Below are 9,131 nucleotides of genomic sequence, written 5' to 3'. Positions count from 1 at the left end.
TTCGGCGGCAACATGGGCACCGACGGCTCGGTCGCGTTCATGTTCGATCACGTCGGCCAGTTCCTGTTCGCACCGGGCACGTCGGAAGACGCGCTGATGGAAGCCGCGCTCGAAGCCGGCGCGAACGGACCAGCAGGCCGAGGCGCTCGACGCGATCCGCGCCGCGCAGGGCTTCGCGCCGTTCCTCCTGCACGGCGTGACGGGCAGCGGCAAGACCGAGGTCTATCTGCATGCGCTCGCGTCGCTGCTCGACGCGCGGCCGGATGCGCAGGCGCTCGTGCTCGTTCCCGAAATCAACCTGACGCCGCAGTTCGAGGCCGCGTTTCGCGCGCGCTTCGCGGGGGCGCTCGCCGACGACGCGATCGTCACGCTGCACAGCGGGCTCGCCGAGGGCGAGCGTGCGCGCAACTGGCTCGCCGCGCATACGGGCCGCGCGCGGATCGTGCTCGGCACGCGCCTCGCGGTGCTCGCGTCGATGCCGACGCTCGCGTTGATCGTCGTCGACGAGGAGCACGAGCCCGCGTACAAGCAGCAGGAAGGGCTGCGCTATTCGGCGCGCGACCTCGCCGTGTGGCGCGCGAAGCAGCTCGGCATCACGGTCGTGCTCGGCTCGGCGACGCCGTCGCTCGAAAGCTGGTGGCAGGCCGAGCAGGGCCGTTACACGCGGCTCACGCTGTCGCGCCGCGCGGTGGCCGACGCGACGCTGCCGACCGTGCGGCTGATCGATCTCGAAGAGGAACGGCGGCGCGGGCGCGCGTCGATGGGCGGGCTGTCGGGGCCGCTCGTCGCGGCACTGAAGGCGCGGCTCGAGCGCGGCGAACAGAGCCTCGTGTTCCTGAACCGGCGCGGTTATGCGCCGCAGCTCGCGTGCGATGCCTGCGGCTGGGTCGCCGGCTGCCCGCGCTGCAGCGCGTACGTCGTGCTGCACAAGCCCGAGCACGCGTTGCGCTGCCATCACTGCGGCTGGGAAGCGCGGATTCCGCGGTCGTGCCCCGAGTGCGGGAACGTCGACATCGCGCCGCTCGGGCGCGGCACGCAACGGATCGAGGAGGCGCTCGCCGAGGCCGTGCCGGGCGCGCGCGTGCTGCGGATCGACGCGGACAGCACGCGCCGCAAGGGCAGCGCGCAGGCACTCTTTTCCGATGTGCATGCGGGTGAGGTCGATATTCTCGTCGGCACGCAGATGATTGCGAAGGGACACGACTTCCAGCGCGTGTCGCTCGTCGGCGTGCTCAATGCCGACACCGCGCTGTTCTCGCATGACTTTCGCGCGAGCGAGCGACTGTTCGCGCAGCTGATGCAGGTGAGCGGCCGGGCGGGGCGCGCCGGGCTGCCGGGCGAAGTGCTCGTGCAGACGCGTTACCCGCGTCACGCGCTGTACCACGCGCTCGGGCGGCAGGATTACGTCGGCTTCGCGAATTCGACGCTCGGCGAGCGCCGCGACGCGCACCTGCCGCCGTTCGTCTACCAGGCGCTGCTACGCGCCGAAGGGCGCACGCTGGACGCCGCGCTCGCGTTCCTGCTGCAAGCCGCGGCCGCGTTGCCGGGGCTGCCGGGCGCCGATCGCGTGACCGTCTACGACGCGGTGCCGATGACGATCGTCAAGGTCGCGAACGTGCATCGCGCGCAGTTGCTGCTCGAAAGCGCATCGCGGGCGGCGCTGCAGCATGCGCTGCGTGCATGGCAGCCGGAGCTGCGCGCGTTGAAAGGCGTGCTGCGGTGGAGCGTCGAGGTCGATCCGCTGGATATCTGAGCGGCGCGGCATGCGGCCGTCGTACTGCGTCCCGCTGCGTTGCACCCCGGCCGCCGGGCCGGGTACCCCTGAATCGTCTCTTGCCGCCCGCCCGCGCCCGGGCGTCTCACCATCCGCCGCACCCAGTGCAACCCGTTTTCGTCCGCCGCGACACGCGCGGACGGTTGCGCACGCATGTCGAACCGGCCCGCTCAGGGAAAACACCGATCCTCCGACCACGGGCAACTCCTAGGTTGCAACCGCATAAGTGGCTGATTATATTGGGTAACTCGTGGGTGCAACCCATCTCGTAATTTGGTTGCACCTTTTTATTGCGTGCCGTAGGATTTCGCGCATCCTCTCACACCACATTGCCGGGCTCGCACCGGCGCACGAACCCACCATGGCAAGCACGACTCTCGGCGTCAAAGTCGACGACCTTCTCCGCTCGCGCCTCAAGGACGCCGCCGCGCGTCTCGAGCGCACTCCCCACTGGCTGATCAAGCAGGCGATCTTCGCGTATCTCGAGCGGATCGAGCACGGCCAGTTGCCGCCCGAGCTGTCGGGCCACAGCGGCGTGACGGAGCTCGCCGACGGTCAGTCCGCGGACGGCGACGACGACAACTCGCCGCATCCGTTCCTCGAGTTCGCGCAGAACGTGCAACCGCAGTCGGTGCTGCGCGCGGCGATCACGGCGGCGTACCGCCGCCCCGAGCCGGAATGCGTGCCGTTCCTGCTCGGCCAGGCGCGCCTGCCCGCGAACCTGCAGGCGGACGTGCAGGCGCTCGCGACGAAGCTCGTCGAGGCGCTGCGCGAGAAGAGCTCGGGCGGCGGCGTCGAAGGGCTGATCCACGAATTCTCGCTGTCGAGCCAGGAAGGCGTCGCGCTGATGTGCCTCGCCGAAGCGCTGCTGCGCATTCCCGACCGCGCAACCCGCGATGCGCTGATCCGCGACAAGATCAGCAAGGGCGACTGGCGTTCGCACGTCGGCCACGCGCCGTCGCTGTTCGTGAACGCGGCCACATGGGGGCTGATGATCACCGGCAAGCTCGTGACGACCAACAGCGAAGCCGGGCTGTCGTCGGCGCTGACGCGTCTGATCGGCCGCGGCGGCGAGCCGCTGATCCGCAAGGGCGTCGACATGGCGATGCGCCTGATGGGCGAGCAGTTCGTCACCGGCGAGACGATTTCCGAAGCACTGGCGAACAGCCGCAAGTACGAAGCGCGCGGCTTCCGCTATTCGTACGACATGCTCGGCGAAGCGGCGACGACCGAAGAGGATGCGCAGCGCTACTACGCGTCGTACGAACAGGCGATCCACGCGATCGGCAAGGCGGCCGGCGGCCGCGGCATCTACGAAGGCCCGGGCATCTCGATCAAGCTGTCGGCGCTGCACGCGCGCTACTCGCGCTCGCAGCAGGACCGCACGATGAGCGAACTGCTGCCGCGTGTGCGCGCGCTCGCGCTGCTCGCCCGCCGCTACGACATCGGCCTGAACATCGATGCCGAAGAGGCCGACCGCCTCGAACTGTCGCTCGACCTGCTCGAGGCGCTGTGCTTCGATCCGGATCTCGCGGGCTGGAACGGCATCGGCTTCGTCGTGCAGGGCTACCAGAAGCGCTGCCCGTTCGTGATCGACTACCTGATCGATCTCGCGCGCCGCAGCCGTCACCGCCTGATGATCCGCCTCGTGAAGGGCGCGTACTGGGATACCGAGATCAAGCGGGCGCAGGTCGACGGCCTCGAAGGCTATCCGGTCTATACGCGCAAGATCTACACGGACGTGTCGTACCTCGCGTGCGCGAAGAAGCTGCTCGCGGCGCCGGACGCCGTGTACCCGCAGTTCGCGACGCACAACGCGTACACGCTGGCCGCGATCTACCAGCTCGCGGGCCAGAACTACTACCCGGGCCAGTACGAATTCCAGTGCCTGCACGGGATGGGCGAGCCGCTGTACGAGGAAGTCACCGGCCGCGACAAGCTGAACCGCCCGTGCCGCGTGTACGCACCGGTCGGCACCCACGAGACGCTGCTCGCGTACCTGGTGCGCCGCCTGCTCGAGAACGGCGCGAACACGTCGTTCGTGAACCGCATCGCGGATAAAACCGTGTCGGTGAAGGAGCTGGTCGCCGATCCGGTCGACGAAGCGGCGAAGGTCGTGCCGCTCGGCGCGCCGCACACGAAGATACCGCTGCCGCGCAACTTGTACGGCGACGAGCGTCCCAACTCGATGGGCCTCGACCTGTCGAACGAACACCGCCTCGCGTCGCTGTCGTCCGCGCTGCTCGCGAGCGCGCATTTCCCGTGGCGCGCCGCGCCGATGCTCGCCGACGACACGCTCGCCGACGCGCCGGCCCGCGACGTGCGCAATCCGGCCGACCAGCGCGACCTGGTCGGCACGGTCAGCGAAGCGACGGCCGAGCACGTGAGCGCGGCACTCGCGCACGCCGTGGCCGCCGCGCCGATCTGGCAGGCGACGCCGGTCGATGCGCGTGCCGATTGCCTGGTGCGCGCCGCCGACCTGCTCGAAGCGCAGATGCATACGCTGATGGGCCTGATCGTGCGCGAAGCCGGCAAATCGCTGCCGAACGCGATCGCCGAGATCCGCGAAGCGGTCGACTTCCTGCGCTACTACGCCGCGCAGATCCGCGACGAGTTCTCGAACGATACGCACCGCCCGCTGGGCCCCGTGGTCTGTATCAGCCCGTGGAACTTCCCGCTCGCGATCTTCATGGGCCAGGTCGCCGCGGCACTCGCCGCCGGCAACACGGTGCTCGCGAAGCCGGCCGAACAGACGCCGCTGATCGCCGCGCAGGCCGTGCGCCTGCTGCGCGAGGCCGGCGTGCCGGCCGGTGCGGTGCAGCTGCTGCCGGGCACCGGCGAGACCGTCGGCGCGGCGCTGGTGGCCGATGCGCGTACGCGTGCGGTGATGTTCACCGGCTCGACCGAAGTCGCGCGCCTGATCAACAAGACGCTGTCCGCGCGTCTCGACCCGGACGGCAAGCCGATTCCGCTGATCGCCGAAACGGGCGGCCAGAACGCGATGATCGTCGATTCGTCGGCGCTCGCGGAGCAGGTCGTCGCGGACGTGATGCAGTCGTCGTTCGACTCGGCCGGTCAACGGTGTTCGGCGCTGCGCGTTCTGTGTCTGCAGGACGACGTTGCGGACCGCACGCTGACGATGCTCAAGGGCGCGATGCACGAACTGGCGCTCGGCAATCCCGACCGGCTGTCGACGGACGTCGGCCCGGTGATCGACGGTGAAGCGAAGCAGACGATCGACACGCACGTCGCGGCGATGAAGGACAAGGGCCACGGCGTCACGCAGCTGCCGATGCCCGACGCCTGCGCGCACGGCACGTTCGTGCCGCCGACGCTGATCGAGATCGGCAGCATCGACGAGCTGAAGCGCGAAGTGTTCGGCCCGGTGCTGCACGTGGTGCGTTACCGCCGCAGCCAGCTCGACAAGCTGCTCGAGCAGATCCGCGCGACCGGCTACGGCCTGACGCTCGGCATCCACACGCGGATCGATGAAACGATCGCGCACGTGATCTCGAACGCGCACGTCGGCAACATCTACGTGAACCGCAACGTGATCGGCGCGGTGGTCGGTGTGCAGCCGTTCGGCGGCGAAGGGCTGTCGGGCACGGGCCCGAAGGCCGGCGGCGCGCTGTACCTGCAGCGCCTGCTCGCGACGCGTCCGTCGGGCCTGCCGCGTTCGCTCGCGCAGTCGCTGATCGCGGACGGCGCGGTGGACGGCGACGCACGCGGCAACCCGGCGGCGGCGCTCACGACGCTGCGCGACTGGCTGATCGAGCAGCGCGAGCCGGCGCTGGCCGCACGTTGCGACGGCTATCTGGCCCAGGTGCCGGCCGGTGCGACCGCGGTGCTGACCGGTCCGACGGGCGAGCGAAACACGTATACACTCGGCCCGCGCGGCACGGTGTTGTGTGTCGCGGCGACGCCGGGCGGTGCGCGCGCGCAGTTCGCGGCCGTGCTGGCGACCGGTAACCGCGCGCTGTTCGCGGGTGCCGCTGGCGAGGCGCTGGTTGCCGCGCTGCCGGCATCGCTGAAGGCGCATGCGAGCCTGCGCAAGCAGGCCGACGCGCCGTTCGACGCCGTGCTGTTCGAAGGCGACAGCGACGAACTGCAGACGCTCGTGAAGGACGTCGCGCAGCGGCCGGGCCCGATCGTGTCGGTGCAGGGCGTGTCGGTGGGCGCGTTCGAGAACGGCGATGCGGAGGATTACGCGCTGGAACGGCTGCTGACGGAGCGCTCGGTGAGCGTGAACACGGCTGCGGCGGGTGGCAATGCGAATTTGATGACGATCGGCTGACCATCCTTGCCGTTCGGATCAAACATAGGAAGCGGCAAGGCGATCCCGAAGCCGCTCCATTTACCCTGGTACCAAGGAGATGCTATGCAACACACGATGAAAAAGCTGGCAGGCGCGACGTTCGTCGCGGTCATGTCGCTGGCGGGGACGGCCCATGCGGATGACGTGAAGATCGGTTACGCAGGGCCGATGACGGGCGCGCAGGCGCACTACGGCAAGGATATGCAGAACGGGATCGCGCTCGCGATCGAGGATTTCAACGCGACGAGCCCGAAGATCGGCGGCAAGCCGGTGAAGTTCGTGCTCGACACGCAGGACGACCAGGCTGACCCGCGCACCGGCACGACGGTCGCGCAGAAGCTCGTCGACGACGGCATCAAGGGCATGCTCGGCCACTTCAACTCGGGCACGACGATTCCGGCTTCGCGCATCTACGCGAACGCGGGCATTCCGCAGATCGCGATGGCGACCGCACCGGAATACACGCAGCAGGGCTACAAGACGACCTTCCGCATGATGACGTCCGACACGCAGCAGGGCTCGGTGGCCGGCACGTTCGCGTCGAAGGATCTCGGCATGAAGAAGATCGCGATCGTCGACGACCGCACGGCCTACGGCCAGGGTCTCGCCGACCAGTTCGAGAAGGCCGCGAAGGCAGGCGGCGCATCGATCGTCGACCGTGAATTCACGAACGACAAGGCGGTCGACTTCAAGGCGATCCTGACCAAGCTGAAGGCGGCGAAGCCGGATCTCGTCTACTACGGCGGCGCGGATTCGCAGGCGGCACCGATGGTCAAGCAGATGAAGACGCTCGGCATCACCGCCCCGCTGATGAGCGGCGAAATGGTGAAGACGCCGACGTTCCTGAAGATCGCGGGCAACGCGGCCGACGGCACGATCGCTTCGCTGGCAGGCCTCCCGCTGGAAGAAATGCCGGGCGGCAAGACGTACGCCGACAAGTACAAGAAGCGCTTCGGCGAAGACGTGCAGACGTACTCGCCGTACGCGTACGACGGCGCGATGGCGCTGTTCAACGCGATGAAGAAGGCCGATTCGACCGATCCGGCGAAGTACCTGCCGCTGCTCGCGAAGACCGACATGGCCGGCGTGACGTCGACGCACGTCGCGTATGACGCGAAGGGCGACCTGAAGAACGGCGGCATCACGATGTACAAGGTTGAGAAGGGCGAGTGGAAGCCGCTGAAGAGCATCGGCGGGAAGTAAGCCGCCTGTGACGTGACGCGGGGGCGGCGGCGCCTGTCGCCGCCCCGTCGATCATGCGAAAAAGCCACCGGGTCCTCGGGCCGGGTGGCTTTTTCTTTTGCCGCTGCCGCACAAGCGGCTATTCGCGCCGCACCCGCAGCAGGAACTTCTGCAGCTTGCCCGTCGGCGTGCGCGGCAGCGCCTGCGCGAACGTGAATTCGCGCGGGATCTTGTACGCGGCCAGCCGCTCGCCGCAGAATGCGCGCAGGGCATCCGCGTCGGGCGCGGCGCCCGCGCGCAGCACCACGTGAGCGACGACCGTCTCGCCCCAGTCGGGATGCGGGACGCCGACGACGGCCGCCTCGGCGATGTCCGGGTGCGCGCCGAGCACGTCCTCCACTTCCTTCGAATAGACGTTCTCGCCGCCCGTCACGATCATGTCCTTCAGCCGGTCGACGATGAACAGGTAGCCATCCTGATCGATCCGTGCGATGTCGCCGGTGCGATACCAGCCGCCCGGCGCGAACGCGGCGCGCGTCGCGGCCGCATCGTCGAGATAGCCGAGCATCATGCTGTCGGTCTTCAGCCAGATCTCGCCGGTCTCGCCCGGCTGCGCGTCGAGGCCGTCCGTCCGCACGACGCGCAGGTCGACGCCCGGGCCGCCGGTGCGGCCGATCGAACCGGCCTTCGCGATCTGCTCGTCCGGATACAGCGTCGTGCCGGCCGGCCCCGCTTCGGTCATGCCGTACACCTGGAAGAACGCAGTGCTGCGATACGCACGCGTGAGACGTTCGGCCTGCGCGGGGCCGATCGGGCCGCCGCCGTACAGCCAGGCGCGCACGCTCGACAGGTCGAACGCCGCGAAGCCGTCGATCGTGTCGAGCGGCAGCAGGTACGACACCGGCGCGCCGAAATACAGCGTCACGCGCTCGCGCTCGACGGTCTGCAGGAAGCGCAGCGGATGGTATTCGCGCAGCAGCACGACGGTGCCCCCCGCGACTAGCGTGCCGCCGAACCAGTTGTTGAGCGGCGACGAATGCCAGATCGGCATCGCCATCAGCGTGCGCTCGTGGCGGCCGATGCCGGTCGCGAGCGCCGCCTGCATCGCCGCGAGCGTCACGGTGCGGTGGCTGTGCACGCAGCCTTTCGGGTGGCCGGTCGTGCCGGACGTGTAGAGGATCTGCGCGATGTCGCCGTCGGCGGGCTCGATGCCCGCGAGGCCGTCCATCGTCGCGCACAGCGTGTCGAAGCACGGCACGCCGTCGAGCTCGCCTTCGGTCACGAGCCGCCGCGCGGGATGCACGAGGCGTTCGACCACCGGCGCGAGCGCCACGTCGAACAGCAGCGCCTTGCTGCGGCTGTGTTCGAGCACGTAGTCGACTTCCGGCGCCTGCAGCTTGTGGTTGACCGGCACGAACGTCGCGCCGAGCCGCCACGCGCCGAACATCAGGTCGACGAAGGCCGGCGTGTTGAAGCACATCGCGGCGACACGGTCGCCGGCCGCGACGCCGAGCGCGCTCAGCACGGCTGCCGCGCGGTGCGAGCGCTCGCGCGCGGCGGCATAGGTGATCGTCGCGGATTCGCTGACGAGGAACGGCTGGTCGGGCGTCGCACGGGCGGCGCGGTCGAGGGCGGCGACGAGGTTCATCGTGACTCCGGGCGGGCGAACGAAGGCGAACGGGGCCTTACCAAGCTATCCAAAGGGCATCAGGCCGGGTACGCGCGCTGCAGCAGCGCGGCGACGTCGATCGCATGCGGATCGAAGCCGCCCGCGATGCGGCCCCAGTCGGGCGCGGCGAGCCGCGTCGCGACGAATCCGTCGGCCACGGCCGCCGGCGCATCGCGGCGCAGCAGGCACGA

At 69.3% G+C, this 9,131-nt stretch carries 3 protein-coding genes and 2 pseudogenes; 4 read left to right on the top strand and 1 reads right to left on the bottom strand.

All coding sequences use genetic code 11. From position 1 onward, the window contains the following. From G3N96_RS35875 to G3N96_RS35860, 4 genes and pseudogenes are all read left to right on the top strand, one after another. Positions 1 to 126: pseudogene (locus G3N96_RS35875) on the top strand (YebC/PmpR family DNA-binding transcriptional regulator); the annotation flags it as partial. After that, positions 125 to 1,753 (top strand): annotated as a pseudogene (locus G3N96_RS35870) (primosomal protein N'); the annotation flags it as partial. The pseudogenes G3N96_RS35875 and G3N96_RS35870, both read left to right, overlap by 2 nt. Before the next feature lie 382 nt (positions 1,754 to 2,135). Beyond that, positions 2,136 to 6,068: a trifunctional transcriptional regulator/proline dehydrogenase/L-glutamate gamma-semialdehyde dehydrogenase gene (putA, locus tag G3N96_RS35865; RefSeq protein ID WP_206140134.1), complete on the top strand. Its 3,933-nt coding sequence runs from the start codon at positions 2,136 to 2,138 to the stop codon at positions 6,066 to 6,068. A gap of 84 nt (positions 6,069 to 6,152) precedes the next feature. Next, positions 6,153 to 7,292 carry a branched-chain amino acid ABC transporter substrate-binding protein gene (locus G3N96_RS35860; protein ID WP_124582216.1) on the top strand — a complete coding sequence of 380 codons (1,140 nt, stop codon included), beginning with the start codon at positions 6,153 to 6,155 and terminating at the stop codon, positions 7,290 to 7,292. A 118-nt stretch (positions 7,293 to 7,410) separates the two neighbouring features. On the opposite strand, the gene G3N96_RS35855 is transcribed toward G3N96_RS35860, so the two are convergent. After that, positions 7,411 to 8,919, bottom strand: a complete 1,509-nt coding sequence (locus G3N96_RS35855; protein ID WP_206140133.1) for an AMP-binding protein — start codon at positions 8,917 to 8,919, stop codon at positions 7,411 to 7,413. Positions 8,920 to 9,131 lie beyond the last annotated feature (212 nt).

Origin of the sequence: Burkholderia sp. Se-20373 (assembly GCF_017104705.1) — a bacterium.
GTDB lineage: Bacteria > Pseudomonadota > Gammaproteobacteria > Burkholderiales > Burkholderiaceae > Burkholderia.
The sequence above is the reverse complement of the archived record's forward strand: the minus strand, read 5'-3'. Positions and strand labels throughout refer to the sequence as shown.